Source organism: Kitasatospora sp. NPDC034035 (assembly GCF_055575755.1).
The window spans coordinates 88,249-102,835 of record NZ_JBVISA010000017.1 but is presented as its reverse complement, the minus strand read 5'-3'; the positions used below and the strand labels follow the sequence as shown (position 1 = coordinate 102,835).

The window sequence follows — 14,587 nt, the reverse complement described above, 5'->3', positions numbered from 1 at the left end:
CGTCCGCGTCCGACGGGTCGTCATGGACGTTGCCCGAGGTCATCCCCCGATCGGGCGTACGGAGCTCTAATGCCTACGATGACCTGCGACGCAGCCCCTTCCGGGCCTGATCGGGCGACCGGGCGGCGCGTTACCGGGGGCTGCCCGTCAGGAGCGCATAAGGCTGGAGTAGGGTTTGGCCCGCATAAGCATTCAAACCGTGCCCGTGGTCGGGTCGCCGGGGAGGCTCACAATCCTCCTCGGGGCGACGCGAAGGCGGGCGAGACTTCGGGAAGGCGCTACGTGAGTCCCAACGGCTCCGACCGCTCGCCGCGGCGCACGATGCGGCGGAAGCTGCCTCAGGCGCTGGCACTGGGCCTCGTCATCGCGACCGCCACCGGCTGCTCGGCCAACGACCTCCCCAGGCTTGGCCTCCCGAGCCCCGTCACCACGGAAGGGCCGTTGGTCCTCCGGATGTGGCAGGGGTCCTGGATCGCGGCGCTGGTGGTCGGCGTACTGATGTGGGGTCTGATCATCTGGAGCGTGATCTTCCACCGGCGCAAGCGCACCGGTGTGGAGGTCCCTCCGCAGACCCGGTACAACGTGCCCATCGAGGCGCTCTACACCGCGGTCCCCATCATCATCGTCTCGGTGCTCTTCTACTTCGTCGCCCGCGACGAGAACAAACTGACGCACGTCTCCGAGAAGCCGCAGCACTACGTCAACGTGGTCGGCTTCCAGTGGAGCTGGGCGTTCAACTACGAGAACACCGAGACTCCCGACCCGGCCAACAAGGACGCCGCGTACGACATCGGTACGCCCAAGGATGTTCCGACGCTCTGGCTGCCGGTCAACGAGACGGTGCAGTTCCGTCTCACCTCGCGTGACGTCATCCACGACTTCTGGCCCGTCAACTTCATGATGAAGATGGACGTCGTGCCGGGCGTGGTGAACAAGTTCGAGGTCACCCCGACCGTCAAGGGCGAGTACATGGGCAAGTGTGCCGAGCTCTGCGGTACCGACCACTCGCGCATGCTGTTCAACGTCAAGGTCGTCGACCGCGCCGACTACGACAAGCACCTGGCCGAGCTTCGCGCCAAGGGCCAGAACGGCTCGGTGCCCTCCGGCCTCATCGGCATGGGAAGTGAAGAGAAGTGACCATCCTCAACGAGCCCGCCGCGGCCGGCGGGGGCGCCGGTGCCGTCACGGTCGGGGCGCAGCGGACCCGGAAGCCGGGTTCGACCATCATCAAGTGGCTGACCACCACTGACCACAAGACGATCGGCACCCTGTACCTGGGCACGTCGTTCGCCTTCTTCCTGATCGGTGGCATCCTCGCCCTGGTCATGCGCGCCGAGCTGGCTCGTCCCGGGACCCAGATCCTGTCGAACGAGCAGTTCAACCAGGCGTTCACGATGCACGGCACGATCATGCTGCTGATGTTCGCGACGCCGCTGTTCGCGGGCTTCGCGAACTGGATCATGCCGCTGCAGATCGGCGCGCCGGACGTGGCGTTCCCGCGTCTGAACATGTTCGCGTACTGGCTGTACCTCTTCGGTTCGACCATCGCGGTGTCCGGCTTCCTGACCCCGAACGGTGCCGCCAACTTCGGTTGGTTCGCCTACTCCCCGCTGTCGGACGCGGTGCACTCGCCCGGCGTCGGCGGCGACATGTGGATCATGGGTCTGGCCTTCTCCGGCTTCGGCACGATCCTCGGTGCGGTCAACTTCATCACCACGATCATCTGCATGCGCGCCCCGGGCATGACGATGTTCCGGATGTCGATCTTCGTCTGGAACGTCCTGCTGACCTCGGTGCTGGTCCTGCTGGCCTTCCCGGTCCTGGCCGCCGCGCTGTTCGCCCTTGAGGCCGACCGGAAGTTCGGTGCCCACGTCTTCGACCCCGCCAACGGCGGGGCGATGCTGTGGCAGCACCTGTTCTGGTTCTTCGGCCACCCCGAGGTGTACATCATCGCGCTGCCGTTCTTCGGCATCGTGTCCGAGATCATCCCGGTCTTCAGCCGCAAGCCGATGTTCGGCTACTCCGGTCTGATCGCGGCCACCATCGCGATCGCCGGTCTGTCCGTGACGGTGTGGGCGCACCACATGTACGTCACCGGGCAGGTCCTGCTGCCGTTCTTCTCCTTCATGACCTTCCTGATCGCGGTCCCGACCGGTGTGAAGTTCTTCAACTGGGTCGGCACCATGTGGAAGGGCTCACTGAGCTTCGAGACCCCGATGCTCTGGACGGTCGGCTTCCTGGTCACCTTCCTCTTCGGCGGTCTGACCGGTGTCCTGCTGGCCTCCCCGCCGATCGACTTCCACGTCTCGGACTCGTACTTCGTCGTCGCCCACTTCCACTACGTGGTCTTCGGCACCGTCGTGTTCGCGATGTTCGCCGGCTTCCACTTCTGGTGGCCGAAGATGACCGGCAAGATGCTGGACGAGCGGCTCGGCCGGATCACCTTCTGGACGCTGTTCATCGGCTTCCACACGACGTTCCTGGTGCAGCACTGGCTCGGCGCGGAGGGCATGCCCCGCCGCTACGCCGACTACCTGGCGTCGGACGGCTTCACCACCCTGAACACCGTCTCGACCATCGGCTCCTTCGTGCTCGGCCTGTCGATCCTGCCGTTCCTCTACAACGTCTGGAAGACCGCCAAGTACGGCGAGAAGGTCACCGTGGACGACCCGTGGGGCTTCGGCCGCTCCCTCGAGTGGGCGACCTCCTGCCCGCCGCCGCGGCACAACTTCCTCACCCTGCCCCGGATCCGCTCCGAATCCCCGGCCTTCGACCTCCACCACCCGGAGATCGCCGCGCTGGACTACCTGGAGAACCACGGTGAGCCGGCCAAGCACCTCGCCGGTGTGACCCCGGCGAAGTACGACGCCCCGAAGCTGGGCAAGGGCAAGCAGGAGGGTGACGCCTGATGAAGGAACAGGGAAAGATCTTCCTGGGCCTGTCGGTCTTCGTGCTGGCCATGGCCATCACCTACGGCCTGTGGACCAACAACTCGGGCCCGGGCCTGGAGGCCGCCGGTACCACCGCGCTCTTCCTCGCCTTCGCCCTCTGTGCCTTCATCGGGTACTACCTGGCCTTCACCGCCCGCCGGGTGGACAGCGGCGCGGGTGACAACCCCGAGGCCGAGGTCACGGACGACGCCGGTGAGGTGGGCTTCTTCGCCCCGACCAGCTGGCAGCCGCTGTCGCTGGCGCTCGGTGGCGCGCTCGCCTTCATGGGCGTGATCTTCGGCTGGTGGCTGATGTTCTGGGCCGCCCCGATCATCGCGATCGGCATCTTCGGATGGGTCTTCGAGTTCTACCGGGGCGAGAACCAGAACCAGTAGGGTTCCGCATCCGACACCAGGGCCGGTCCCCCCGCACGGGGGGACCGGCCCTGCTGCGTCTCCGGGGTGACGGTCTCACTCTCCCGGGTCAACGGAGGGTCCCTCGGATGTCGCTCTGCCGGTAGGCGTTCCTACGATCTGATCAATCGTGCGAACCCCGGAGGCGGTCATGCCCGACAGGTGCGGAATCGCAGCTATAGGCAGCATCTCGCTGACCCTCGTAGTACTGGCCCCGCTGGCCGCCTGCTCGTCCGGCGACGACGAGTCCGCCGGGCCGCACCGGATCGACGCGGCCCCGCTGGTCCACCTCTCGGCGGACGGCAAGGTCGACCCGGCCCAGCCGGTCACCGTGACGGCCGTGCAGGGCAGCCGGCTCACCGACGTCACCGTGGTGGGCCCGGACGGCCGGGTGGTCGCGGGCGAACTCGCCGCCGACCAGCGCAGCTGGCGGACCACCGGCCGGCTGAAGGCCGCCACCACGTACTCCGTCCGCATCGCCGCCGACGACGGCAAGGGCGGCCGCGGCGACACCACCGAAGACTTCAGCACCCTCGCCGCCCAGCGCCTGCTCACCGCCAAGCTCGGCCCGGACTCCTCCGGCAGCGGCGTCTACGGGGTCGGCCAGCCGCTCACCGTGCAGCTCTCCGAGGCGGTGAAGGACCCGCAGGCCCGCCGGGAGGTCGAGCAGGCCCTGACCGTCACCTCCCAGCCCGCCGTCACCGGCGCCTGGTACTGGGTGGACGACAAGAACCTGCACTTCCGCCCGGAGGAGTACTGGCCGGCCGGGACGACCGTCACGCTGGCCTTCGACGACACCGGCAGCCGGATCGCGGACGGCCTCTACGGCGGCGACCGCAGCTCGCTGAAGCTGCGGATAGGCGAGCGGGTCGAGTCGGTGGTCGACGCGGCCGCCCACGAGCTCACCCTGAAGCGTGACGGCGAGGTCGTGCGGACCATCCCGGTCACCACCGGAAAGCCCGGCTTCGACACCCGCAACGGCATCAAGGTGGTGCTCGGCCAGGAGCGGTCCGTCCGGATGAGCGGCGAGACCATCGGCATAGCCGCCGGCAGCTCGGAGTCGTACAACCTCGACGTGCAGTGGGCCACCCGGGTGACCTGGAGCGGCGAGTACGTCCACGCGGCGCCCTGGTCGGTCGGCTCGCAGGGCGTGGAGAACGTCAGCCACGGCTGTACCGGCATGAGCACCGAGAACGCCAAGTGGTTCTACGAGAACACCCGGGTGGGGGACCTGGTGACGGTGGTGAACAGCCGCGGCGCCGGGATGGAGGCGTTCGGCAACGGCTTCGGGGACTGGAACGTCACCTGGACGGACTGGGTCAAGCACAGCGCCGTCGGACAGCCCCTCAGCACCACCGCACCGGCCGGCCAGGCCCCGGCCGCGGGGATGATCCGCCCGGAGGTCTGAGGGCCCGCGAAGCCCCCGCCGGGCCCCGCTGCCAGGCCCCACTGCCGAGCCTTGCTGCCGGGTCCCGTTGCTAGGCCTCGGGGTAGGCCAGCCCCAGCGCGGTGACCACCGCGGCCAGGGCGTCCGCGTGGGAGAGCCCGAGTCGGTCCGCGCGCTCGGCGTACTCGGTGGCGGCCGCGGCGGCCAGCCGGTGCGCGGTGTCCCCGGCGGCGGCGATCAGCGTGCCGCGCCGGCCGTGGGTCTCCACGATGCCGTCCGCCTCCAGCTCCCGGTAGGCCCGGGCGACGGTGCCGGCGGCCAGCCCCAGCTCCTCGGCCAGGGCCCGTACGGTGGGCAGCTTCAGCCCGGTCGGCAGGTCCCCGGTACGGGCCCGCTCCGCGATCTGGGCGCGGATCTGCTCGTACGGGGGAGTGGCGGACGCGGAGTCGACGGACAGCTGCACGGGAAGCTCCTGAGGGCGAGGGCGACGGCGGGTACGGAACCGGAGGATACGGAAAAGCCCGAGGGCCGCTGACCAGATGAACTCTGGTCAGCGGCCCTCGGGGTGACGCGGGTACGGGATCAGTGGTGGCCGTGGCCGCTGGTGATCTCGTGGTGCTCCTCGGCGGTCGGCTTGGGGATCTGGCTGCCCTCGCCGTAGAAGCCGCGGGACAGCTTGGCCCGGGTGCGGGTGACGACGCCGGCCTTGCGGGCCACGCCGTTCTCGTCCGTCTGGGCCGGCAGCTGGACCGGCTGGATCTGCTCGTGCGCGGTGAGCTTGTGCAGGTCCTTCTGCGGCAGCTGGGCGTGCACCTCGATGAACTCGCCGTGCGGCAGGCGCTTGATGACACCCGTCTCGCGGCCGTGCAGCACCTTCTCCTTGTCACGGCGCTGGAGGCCGAGGCACCAGCGCTTGGTGATGATGAAGACGATCACCGGGACGGCGAAGAAGCCGACGCGGACGAAGTAGGTGATCGCGTTGAGCGACAGGTGCAGGTGGGTGGCGAACAGGTCGTTGCCACCACCGATCAGCAGCACCAGGTACAGGCTGATCCAGGCGGCACCCAGGGCGGTGCGGACCGGGGCGTTGCGCGGACGGTCCAGGATGTGGTGCTCGCGCTTGTCACCGGTGATCCAGCCCTCGACGAACGGGTAGACCGCGATCGCGACCAGGACCAGCGGGAAGATCATCAGCGGGACGAACACACCCAGGTTCAGGGTGTGGCCCCACAGGCTGATCTCCCAGCCCGGCATGACACGGATCAGGCCCTCGGAGAAGCCCATGTACCAGTCCGGCTGGGCGTCGGTGGACACCTGGTCGGGACGGTACGGTCCGTACGCCCAGATCGGGTTGATCGAGGCGATCGCCGACATGGCGGCGATGATGCCGAACACCAGGAAGAAGAAGCCACCGGCCTTGGCCATGTAGACCGGCATCAGCGGCATGCCGACGACGTTCTTCTCGGTCTTGCCCGGGCCCGCCCACTGGGTGTGCTTGTGGTAGAAGACCAGGATCAGGTGCGCCACCAGCAGGCCGAGCATGATGCCCGGGATCAGCAGCACGTGGATCGTGAAGAACCGCGGGATGATGTCGGTGCCGGGGAACTCGCCCCCGTAAAGGAACATCTGGACGTAGGTGCCCACCAGCGGGACGGCGAGGATCGCGCCTTCCATGAAGCGGATACCGGTACCCGACAGCAGGTCGTCCGGCAGCGAGTAGCCGAAGAAGCCGTCGAACATGCCCAGGACCAGCAGCAGGAAGCCGAAGACCCAGTTGATCTCACGCGGCTTGCGGAACGCGCCGGTGAAGAACACGCGCATCATGTGCACGAGCATCGCGGCCACGAAGACCAGGGCGGCCCAGTGGTGGATCTGACGGATCAGCAGACCGCCGCGGACCTCGAAGCTGATGTTCATCGTCGAGGCGTACGCCTCGGACATCCCGATGCCCTTGAGCGGCACGTACGAGCCGTTGTAGACGACCTCGGCCATCGACGGCTTGAAGAACAGCGTCAGGTAGACACCGGTCAGGATGATGATGACGAACGTGTAGAGGCAGATCTCGCCCAGCATGAAGGACCAGTGGTCCGGGAAGATCTTCCGCAGGTTGGCCTTGGCGAGGGAGTAGATCCCCAGCCGGCCGTCCGTCCAGTCAGCCGCGGCTTCCCACTTGTTGGTGGGCTTGGCACGCGTACTGGAAGGCTTGGCGGCACCGGTGGTGGTGCTGCTCGCGCTACTCATCGAGCACGCTCCCAGAAGCTCGGGCCGACAGGCTTCGCGAAGTCGCCGGTGGCGACCAGGTTGCCCTTGTCGTCAGTGGTGATCTTCAGCTGCGGCAGGGGGTGACCGGCCGGGCCGAAGATGACGCGCGCGCCGTCCGCCAGGTCGAAGGTCGACTGGTGGCAGGGGCAGAGCGCGTGGTGGGTCTGCTGCTCGTACAGGCTGATCGGGCAGCCGACGTGGGTGCAGATCTTGGAGTAGGCGAGGATGCCCTCGAAGCCCAGCTCCCTGGACTTGTCGTCCTTGATGTCGTCCGGCGCGATGCGCACCAGCATCAGGGCGTCCTTGGCGATCCGCTGCTGGAAGTCCTCGTCGTGCGTGGACAGGCCCTCCGGCATGGCGAAGGTCAGCGAACCGATGGCGATGTCCTCGGGCTTCATCGGCTGCAGGGTGTTCATGTTGACGAGCGGCAGCGGCTTGGCCGGGGTCGCCTCCTTCCAGCCGGTCTCCTGGAGCTTCTTCTCCGGGAGCGGGCCGAGGTCGCGGAGCAGGACCACGCCGGAGAGCGGGACCAGCGCCATCGAACCGATGAGGGTGTTGCGGATCATCTTGCGGCGGCCGAAGCCGGACTCGGCGGCACCGGTCTTGAACTGGTCGATGACGTCCGCGCGGACCTCGTCGGAGGCCTCGATCGGGTGACGCTCGGCCGGCAGCTCGACGTCCGACATCAGGGTGCGGGCCCAGTGGACCGCGCCCGCGCCGATCATGAAGAGGGCGACGCCCAGGGTCAGGCCCAGCGCGAAGTTCATCGCGCTGACCTTGCCCAGCGGGAAGATGTAGACGATCTTGTCCGGGTCGATGGCCACGTACGAGGCGATGAAGCCGACGGTGGCGAGCATCGAGATCACGAACATCAGCGACACCTGGCGCTCGGCCCGCTGCGCGGCCCGCTCGTCGATGTCGGTGCGACGGGGCTCGTGGGCCGGCAGGCCCGGGTCGGCGAAGGGGTTGCCGTGGTCGGCGACCTCGCCGGCGGAGCCGTGCGACTCCGGGAGCTTCTCTTCTGACATGTCGTGGCTCATGACTTCTTGGCCTTGGTGGTGTGGGCGGCGACCCAGATCGCGACCGCGATGAGCGTGCCAAGACCGAAGATCCAGCCGAACAGGCCCTCGGTCACCGGACCGAGGCTGCCGAGCGTGAGACCGCCGGGGTTGGGCTCTTCGCTGGTGGTGTGGCGGACGAAGGCCACGATCTGCTTCTTCTGCTCCTCGGGCATGGTGGTGTCCGGGAACGACGGCATCTGCTGCGGGCCGGTCTGCATGGCCTCGTAGATGTGCTTGGCGTCCACGCCCTCCAGCGACGGGGCGTACTTGCCCTTGGTCAGGGCACCACCCTGGCCGGCGAAGTTGTGGCACTGGGCGCAGTTGGTGCGGAACAGCTCGCCACCCTTGGAGATGTCCTCCGGGTTGGTCGAGGTGTACTGCTCCTCCTTCGGGGTCACCGGGCCGGGACCGAGGGAGGCCACGAAGGCGGCGAGCTGGTCGATCTCGGCCTGCGTGTAGATGTTCTTCTTGCGCGGCACCTGGGCGCCGGGCTGCTGGGCCGGCATGCGGCCGGTACCGACCTGGAAGTCGACGGAGGCGGAGCCGACGCCGACCAGGCTAGGACCGTCACTGCCGCCCTGGCCGTTCAGGCCGTGACAGGAGGAGCAACCGACGGCGAAGAGCTTCTTGCCCTCATCGATCGCGAGCGACTGCGCGGCGACGTCGGCCTGCGCCTTGTCGGCGGGAGCGAACGCGGCGTACAGCCCCCCGGTTGCCGCCAGGGCGAGAAGTAGGACGACCAGCGCCGCCAATGGGTGGCGCCGTCGTGCGGAGAGCTTTTTCACGGAATAACCCCGGTGTCAGGATCTGGTCGACTGGTGGGTGCACCCGGCGGCCGGTCTGGCCGGCACGAGGCTGCCTGTCTAAGGGCTGCGCGCGCGGTCGGTCGGTGGGAGCGTCGGCACCGGCAGAAGCGGCCCGTCGCCGGTGAGGGCGGGGGCCGCAGCCGGTGGCCAGCGACCTGATCAGCTGGTTACTTGATCAGGTAGATGGTCGCGAACAGGCCGATCCACACGACGTCGACGAAGTGCCAGTAGTACGACACGACGATCGCGGCGGTGGCCTGCTCGTGCGTGAAGCGCTTGGCTGCGTACGTCCGTCCCAGGACCAGCAGGAAGGCGATCAGACCACCCGTCACGTGCAGGCCGTGGAAGCCGGTGGTCAGGTAGAACACCGTGCCGTACGGGTCGGAGGACAGCGACAGGCCGTCCTTCTTGACCAGCTCGGTGTACTCGAAGACCTGGCCGCCGATGAAGACCGCGCCCATCATGAACGTGATGATGAACCACATGCGGAGCTTCTTCACGTCACCGCGCTCGGCGGCGAACACGCCGAGCTGGCAGGTGAGTGAGGAGAGCACCAGGACGGTGGTGTTGACCGAGGAGAACGGCACGTTGAGGGCGTGAGCCTTCTCGGTCCAGAACTCGGCTCCCTTGACGGAGCGGAGCGTGAAGTACATCGCGAAGAGGGCCGCGAAGAACATCAACTCGGAACTGAGCCAGACGATCGTTCCGACGCTGACCATGTTCGGCCGGTTGACCGATCCGTGCGCGTGCCCGGTTTCTACTGCTGTTGCTGTCGCCACGACGGACATTATGTCGGTCCCTTATTCCGTCTTCACGCCGGGGGGTGTCCCTCGGAGTGTCCGGTGCGTGCGGTATGCCCGCTTGGGGGGCGACGGGGTGCCCGGATGGGGGCTGAGCAGCGGCGTGTCCCTTTTCTGACGGTTCCTCGGGGCAGCCTACGACCCCGTTGCCCGGCGCGTCGCCGCACGGTCGGAGTAGCCGCGGGAGGTAGGGGGGGAGAGGCCGGGGTCGGCCGTACGGGTGGACCGGGCGGGCCCGGGTGACGGGCCGTCCTCCAGGCGGGTGAGACCAGGGCGCGGCGCCTTGAGCAGGAACGTGCGCGAGGGGCCCTCGGCGGAGGGTGATCGGGAGTAGCATCCGGATCAGGCGAACGTGGTCCGGATCACACTTGAGGGAGCAGGGTCCATGGCGTACACGACCGATGAGACGCTCACCGTCCTCGTCTACAGCGACGATCGCAACACCCGCGAGCAGGTGCTGACGGCGCTCGGCCGCCGGCCTGCCGAGGATCTTCCCGAGCTGTCCTACCTGGAGTGCGCGACCACCCCCGCGGTGCTCAAGGCACTGGAGAAGGGCGGCGTGGACCTCTGCGTGCTGGACGGCGAGGCGGTCCCGGCCGGCGGGCTGGGGCTCGGGCGCCAGTTGAAGGACGAGATCTACGGCTGCCCGCCGGTGCTGGTGCTGATCGGCCGGCCGCAGGACTCCTGGCTCGCCGCCTGGAGCCGGGCCGATGCCGCGATCTCCCGACCGGTGGACCCGGTGGCGCTGGCCGAGGCGGTCGCCACCCTGCTGCGGGCACGGCTGGCGAAGCGGGCTCCGGCCGGCCGCTGAGCGGCGGTGTCTCAGTACTAGAGAAGACAGGGCCGTAGGCGCCCCGCCGCTGGATAGGCTGGCTCCCAACCGTACGGACGTCCCCCGGAGCGGGGGAACCGACAACAGCTGGAGTCAGCCATGGTGAACGTGAACCCTGCGAACGGCGGTAGCGACCCCGCGCAGGTGGTCCGCTCCTGGCCGGACATCCTGGCGGCGCTGTTGCGGGGGGAGGACCTCGACCGCTCGTCCACCGCGTGGGCGATGGACCGGATCATGAGCGGCGAGGCGTCCCCCGCCCAGGTGGCCGGCTTCATGATCGCGCTGCGGGCCAAGGGCGAGACGGTCGACGAGGTCACCGGTCTGGTGGACGCGATGTACGCGCACGCCGAACCGCTGGAGATCCCCGGCCCGGCGGTGGACATCGTCGGCACCGGCGGCGACCGGGCGAAGACCGTCAACATCTCCACGATGTCGGCGATCGTCGCGGCGGCCGCCGGCGCCAAGGTGGTCAAGCACGGCAACCGGGCCGCCTCCTCGTCCACCGGGTCCTCGGACGTGCTGGCGAAGCTCGGCGTGGCGCTGGACCTCTCCGCCCGGCGGGTCGCCCAGGTCGCCGAGGAGGTCGGACTCACCTTCTGCTTCGCGGCGAAGTTCCACCCCTCGATGCGGCACGCCGCCACCGCCCGGCGCGACCTCGGGGTGCCGACGGCCTTCAACATCCTCGGCCCGCTGACCAACCCGGCCAAGGTCACCTCCCACGCCATCGGCTGCTTCGACACCCGGCTGGCCGGGCTGATCGCCGGCGTGCTCGCCCGGCGCGGCTCGACGGCGCTGGTCTTCCGCGGCGACGACGGGCTGGACGAGCTGACCATCACCACCACCTCGCGGGTGTGGGTGGTGCGCGACGGGGTGGTCACCGAGACCTCCTTCGACCCGCGGGAGGTCGGCATCGAACTGGTCGGCATCGAGACGCTGCGCGGCGGGGACCCCGCCTACAACGCCGAGGTCGCGCGCCGGCTGCTGGCGGGCGAGCGCGGGCCGGTGCGGGACGCCGTCCTGCTGAACACGGCGGCGGCGCTGGTCGCGCTCGACCTGGGCGACGCGCCGCTGGCGGAGCAGCTCGCGGCGGGCATGGCGCGGGCGGCGGAGGCCATCGACTCGGGCGCCGCGCAGGACCTGCTGCGGCGCTGGTCGGAGGCCACCAGCCGGAGCTGAAGCGGTAGTTGGGAGCCCGCGCCGGTACGCCGGCGCGGGCTCCCCGGCTGTCCGGATGGTGGATGCCCGTTTGACCACCCGCTGGACCCGACCTAGAGTCTTCGGCAGGTCATGAGTGACAGCGCCAAAGCCCCAGCTTGCTGTCCGGCAACCCTCCGTCCGTGGCGGGGTGCCCTGGGTGAGGACCGGGTCGCCACGGCAAACCGTCCGTGCGGCAAGCGCGGACGCCCGACGATTTGGCACTCCCGGGGTCCCATACCCCCGAAGGAGTGCATCCTCATGTCTCTCTCCACCGAAATCGCCACCGAGATCGGCACCCCCCTCGCGGTCCTCGGCGCCGACGTCCAGGTCCCGCTCGCCAGCGGTGACAAGGTCGGCTACGCGGCGCTCGACTACGCGGCCAGCGCGCCGGCGCTGCAGCGGGTGTGGGACGACGTCGCCGCCTACGCGCCGTACTACGGCAGCGTGCACCGCGGGGCCGGGTACCTCTCGCAGCTGTCCACCGACCTCTTCGAGCAGAGCCGCCGCACCGTCGCCGAGTTCCTCGACCTGCGCGAGGGCGACCAGGTGGTCTTCACCCGGGCCACCACCGACTCGCTCAACCTGCTCGCCGGCGCCGTTCCGGCCGGCACCCGGGTGTTCGCCTTCGAGACCGAGCACCACGCCTCGCTGCTGCCCTGGGCGCACGCCGGACTGGGCGTCACCTACCTGCGCGCGCCGCGCTCGCGGGCCGAGGCGGTGGCCGCCCTGGACGCCGCGCTCACCGAGGCGCCCGAGGGGCCCAAGCTGCTCTGCGTCACCGGCGCCTCCAACGTGACCGGCGAGCTGTGGCCGGTCGCCGAGCTGACCGAGACCGCGCACCGGCACGGCGCCCGGGTGGTGCTGGACGCCGCCCAGCTGGCCCCGCACCACCGGGTCTCGGTGCGCGAGCTGGACGTCGACTGGATCGCCTTCTCCGGCCACAAGATCTACGCGCCGTTCGGCGCCGGGGTGCTGGCCGGCCGGGCGGACTGGCTGGACGCGGCCGAGCCGTACCTGGCCGGCGGCGGAGCAACCCGCACGGTGGCCCGGGAGACGGACGGCTCGGTGGCCGTGCAGTGGCACACCGGCCCGGCCCGGCACGAGGCCGGTTCGCCGAACGTCATCGGCGCCTACGCGATCGCCTCGGCCTGCCGGGCGCTGAGCGAGGCCGGCTTCGACGCGCTGGAGGCCCGCGAGCGGCAGCTGGTCGACCGGCTGACCGCGGGGCTGGCGCGGATCCCCCAGGTCAAGGTGCTGAACCTGTTCGGCGCCGGCTCCGCCCGGGTGGGCGTGCTGTCCTTCGTCGTCCGGGGCTGGAACAGCTCGCACTTCTCGGCCGCGCTGTCCGCCGAGTACGGCATCGGGGTGCGCGACGGCCTGTTCTGCGCCCACCCGCTGGTGCGGACCCTGCTCGGTGACGAGGACACCCCGCCGTCGGAGTGCGGTGCGCCGGAGCCCTCGCTGCCGGGCGAGCGCAGCCTGAACGCGATCCGGGTGAGTTTCGGCGCCGGGACGCCGGACGAGCACATCGACCGCTTCCTGACCGCCGTTCGGGAGCTGGTCACGGACGGCGCGGCCTGGAACTACCGCAACGAGGGCGGGCGTTGCGTCGTGGACACCCGCCGGGAGGGCTGAGGCCCCGGCCCCGCTACTCGTCCAGGCCGAGGGCGAAGGCGGCTTCCAGGTCGTGCTGGGAGTAGGTGCGGAAGGCGATCTGGGTCTCGGTGTGGGCCACGCCCGGGACCTTGTTGAGCCGGCCCGGGATGACCTCGGCCAGGTCGTCGTGGCGGCGCACCCGGACCATCGCCACCAGGTCGTATCCGCCGGTCACCGAGTAGACCTCGCTGACGCCCTCGATGGCGGCGATGGCCTCGGCGATCTCCGGGATGCGGTCGACACTGGTCTTGATCAGGACGATGGCGGTGATCACTGTTCGGGCTCCTTTGTGGGGTGCCGCCAGCGTATCGGGCGTCAGCCGGGTCGTCGCGAGGGGTGGCGAACCACCGTGCAGGTGTAGAGGAAGCCGGCCGAGAAGCCGATCACGTGGACCAGGTAGGCCACCCCGGGGCCCGCCGAATGCACCGACCACCACTGCAGGGCGAACCAGAGGCCGAGCACCAGCCAGGCCGGGAAGCGCAGCGGCAGGAAGAACAACAGCGGGACGAGGGTGGTCACCCGGGCGCGCGGGTGCAGGCGCAGATAGGCGCCCAGGACGGCCGAGATCGCGCCGGACGCTCCGATGAGCACCCGGGTGGAATCCGGCGCGTGCGCCTCGGCGAGCGCGAAGCCGTACGTGGCCAGGCTGCCGGCCGCCAGGTAGAAGACGGCGTACCGGGCCCGGCCCAGCCGCCGTTCGACGGCCGGGCCGAAGACGTGGAGGAAGAGCAGGTTGCCCAGCAGGTGCAGCCAGCCGGCGTGCAGGAAGAGGCCGGTGAGGGCGGACAGCGCCGGGTGCTTGCCCGGGGTCGGGGCGGCCGGGCAGCCGGGGACCGGGTCGGGGGCCTCCGTCAACTGCGCGGCGGTCAGCGGCCGCCCGGTCAGCAGTTCGGCCGGGACGGCGCCCCAGCGCTGCTCGTACCGCTGCTCCGCGCAGACCCGGGCCTGGCCGGTGCCGTACAGCGGATTGAGTCCGGCGGCCGGGCCGAGCAGGAAGACCAGGGTGTTGACCGCGATCAGGGCGTAGGTGACCGCCGGGGCGGCCGCCTCCGGCCGGCCGCCCCGCTCGGCGGTGTGGTCGGGGGCCGCGAGCGCCATGCGGCCAAGCATCCCTCCGGGCGCCGCAGGTGACACGGCGGTTTACGGCAGGTGGACTAGCCCCGCTATTCCGCTGACCGGTGGTCGCGATGGTTGCCCCAGGCAATAGGCTTGGGGCGGGCAATCCCGCCTCCCGCCGCCGATG

The 14,587-nt window shown here is 69.7% G+C and carries 14 protein-coding genes and 1 riboswitch; of the genes, 7 read left to right on the top strand and 7 right to left on the bottom strand.

All coding sequences use genetic code 11. From position 1 onward, the window contains the following. Nucleotides 1-282 precede the first annotated feature (282 nt). The 4 genes from ctaC to ACZ52J_RS23935 all read left to right on the top strand — a co-directional run bounded on the left by ctaC (nt 283) and on the right by ACZ52J_RS23935 (nt 4,751). Entirely contained in the window at nt 283-1,137 is an 855-nt protein-coding gene (gene ctaC / locus ACZ52J_RS23950) for an aa3-type cytochrome oxidase subunit II (protein ID WP_465621525.1), read from the top strand. Continuing rightward, nucleotides 1,134-2,909: an aa3-type cytochrome oxidase subunit I gene (ctaD, locus tag ACZ52J_RS23945; RefSeq protein ID WP_396287785.1), complete on the top strand. Its 1,776-nt coding sequence runs from the start codon at nt 1,134-1,136 to the stop codon at nt 2,907-2,909. Before ctaC ends, ctaD begins: the two co-directional genes overlap by 4 nt. Further along, nucleotides 2,909-3,325, top strand: coding sequence for a cytochrome c oxidase subunit 4 (locus ACZ52J_RS23940; RefSeq protein ID WP_360492469.1), 417 nt, complete (start codon nt 2,909-2,911; stop codon nt 3,323-3,325). The genes ctaD and ACZ52J_RS23940 overlap by 1 nt, the downstream gene beginning before the upstream one ends. 169 nt (nt 3,326-3,494) lie before the next feature. After that, on the top strand, nt 3,495-4,751 hold the full coding sequence (locus ACZ52J_RS23935; RefSeq protein WP_465621522.1) for a L,D-transpeptidase: 1,257 nt from the start codon (nt 3,495-3,497) through the stop codon (nt 4,749-4,751). A 70-nt stretch (nt 4,752-4,821) separates the two neighbouring features. On the opposite strand, the gene ACZ52J_RS23930 is transcribed toward ACZ52J_RS23935, so the two are convergent. The 5 genes from ACZ52J_RS23930 to ctaE form a co-directional block, all read right to left on the bottom strand. Then, nucleotides 4,822-5,193, bottom strand: a complete 372-nt coding sequence (locus ACZ52J_RS23930) for a GntR family transcriptional regulator (RefSeq protein WP_465621520.1) — start codon at nt 5,191-5,193, stop codon at nt 4,822-4,824. 119 nt (nt 5,194-5,312) lie between these two features. After that, nucleotides 5,313-6,971: a cytochrome bc1 complex cytochrome b subunit gene (gene qcrB / locus ACZ52J_RS23925; RefSeq protein ID WP_465621518.1), complete on the bottom strand. Its 1,659-nt coding sequence runs from the start codon at nt 6,969-6,971 to the stop codon at nt 5,313-5,315. Next, a complete protein-coding gene (gene qcrA, locus ACZ52J_RS23920; RefSeq protein ID WP_465621516.1) occupies nt 6,968-8,020 on the bottom strand; it encodes a cytochrome bc1 complex Rieske iron-sulfur subunit in 1,053 nt (350 codons plus the stop codon). Before qcrA ends, qcrB begins: the two co-directional genes overlap by 4 nt. A gap of 8 nt (nt 8,021-8,028) precedes the next feature. Next, the gene (gene qcrC, locus ACZ52J_RS23915) at nt 8,029-8,838 is read right to left on the bottom strand and encodes a cytochrome bc1 complex diheme cytochrome c subunit (protein ID WP_360492457.1); all 810 of its coding nucleotides are present in this window, start codon (nt 8,836-8,838) and stop codon (nt 8,029-8,031) included. 188 nt (nt 8,839-9,026) lie between these two features. Beyond that, a complete protein-coding gene (gene ctaE / locus ACZ52J_RS23910; RefSeq protein ID WP_196949465.1) occupies nt 9,027-9,647 on the bottom strand; it encodes an aa3-type cytochrome oxidase subunit III in 621 nt (206 codons plus the stop codon). 397 nt (nt 9,648-10,044) lie between these two features. On the opposite strand from ctaE, the gene ACZ52J_RS23905 reads away from it, so the two are divergent. From ACZ52J_RS23905 to ACZ52J_RS23895, 3 genes are all read left to right on the top strand, one after another. Beyond that, nucleotides 10,045-10,470 (top strand): response regulator, encoded by a 426-nt coding sequence (locus tag ACZ52J_RS23905; RefSeq protein WP_360492454.1) that lies wholly within the window; start codon nt 10,045-10,047, stop codon nt 10,468-10,470. Nucleotides 10,471-10,590: 120 nt separating this feature from the next. Further along, entirely contained in the window at nt 10,591-11,667 is a 1,077-nt protein-coding gene (gene trpD, locus ACZ52J_RS23900) for an anthranilate phosphoribosyltransferase (protein ID WP_465621513.1), read from the top strand. A gap of 107 nt (nt 11,668-11,774) precedes the next feature. Then, nucleotides 11,775-11,894, top strand: a riboswitch (SAM riboswitch). 52 nt (nt 11,895-11,946) lie between these two features. Beyond that, entirely contained in the window at nt 11,947-13,323 is a 1,377-nt protein-coding gene (locus ACZ52J_RS23895) for an aminotransferase class V-fold PLP-dependent enzyme (RefSeq protein WP_465621511.1), read from the top strand. A 13-nt stretch (nt 13,324-13,336) separates the two neighbouring features. On the opposite strand, the gene ACZ52J_RS23890 is transcribed toward ACZ52J_RS23895, so the two are convergent. Beyond that, on the bottom strand, nt 13,337-13,618 hold the full coding sequence (locus tag ACZ52J_RS23890) for an Lrp/AsnC ligand binding domain-containing protein (RefSeq protein ID WP_030240061.1): 282 nt from the start codon (nt 13,616-13,618) through the stop codon (nt 13,337-13,339). A gap of 41 nt (nt 13,619-13,659) precedes the next feature. Continuing rightward, on the bottom strand, nt 13,660-14,442 hold the full coding sequence (locus tag ACZ52J_RS23885) for a rhomboid family intramembrane serine protease (protein WP_465621509.1): 783 nt from the start codon (nt 14,440-14,442) through the stop codon (nt 13,660-13,662). Nucleotides 14,443-14,587 lie beyond the last annotated feature (145 nt).

Coding starts and splice junctions, on each gene's coding strand:
- qcrB (WP_465621518.1), bottom strand. CDS start 6,971: ATGAGTAGCGCGAGCAGCACCACCACCGGTGCCGCCAAGCCTTCCAGT.
- ACZ52J_RS23895 (WP_465621511.1), top strand. CDS start 11,947: ATGTCTCTCTCCACCGAAATCGCCACCGAGATCGGCACCCCCCTCGCG.
- ACZ52J_RS23940 (WP_360492469.1), top strand. CDS start 2,909: ATGAAGGAACAGGGAAAGATCTTCCTGGGCCTGTCGGTCTTCGTGCTG.
- qcrA (WP_465621516.1), bottom strand. CDS start 8,020: ATGTCAGAAGAGAAGCTCCCGGAGTCGCACGGCTCCGCCGGCGAGGTC.
- trpD (WP_465621513.1), top strand. CDS start 10,591: ATGGTGAACGTGAACCCTGCGAACGGCGGTAGCGACCCCGCGCAGGTG.
- ACZ52J_RS23905 (WP_360492454.1), top strand. CDS start 10,045: ATGGCGTACACGACCGATGAGACGCTCACCGTCCTCGTCTACAGCGAC.
- ACZ52J_RS23885 (WP_465621509.1), bottom strand. CDS start 14,442: ATGGCGCTCGCGGCCCCCGACCACACCGCCGAGCGGGGCGGCCGGCCG.
- ACZ52J_RS23935 (WP_465621522.1), top strand. CDS start 3,495: ATGCCCGACAGGTGCGGAATCGCAGCTATAGGCAGCATCTCGCTGACC.
- ctaE (WP_196949465.1), bottom strand. CDS start 9,647: ATGTCCGTCGTGGCGACAGCAACAGCAGTAGAAACCGGGCACGCGCAC.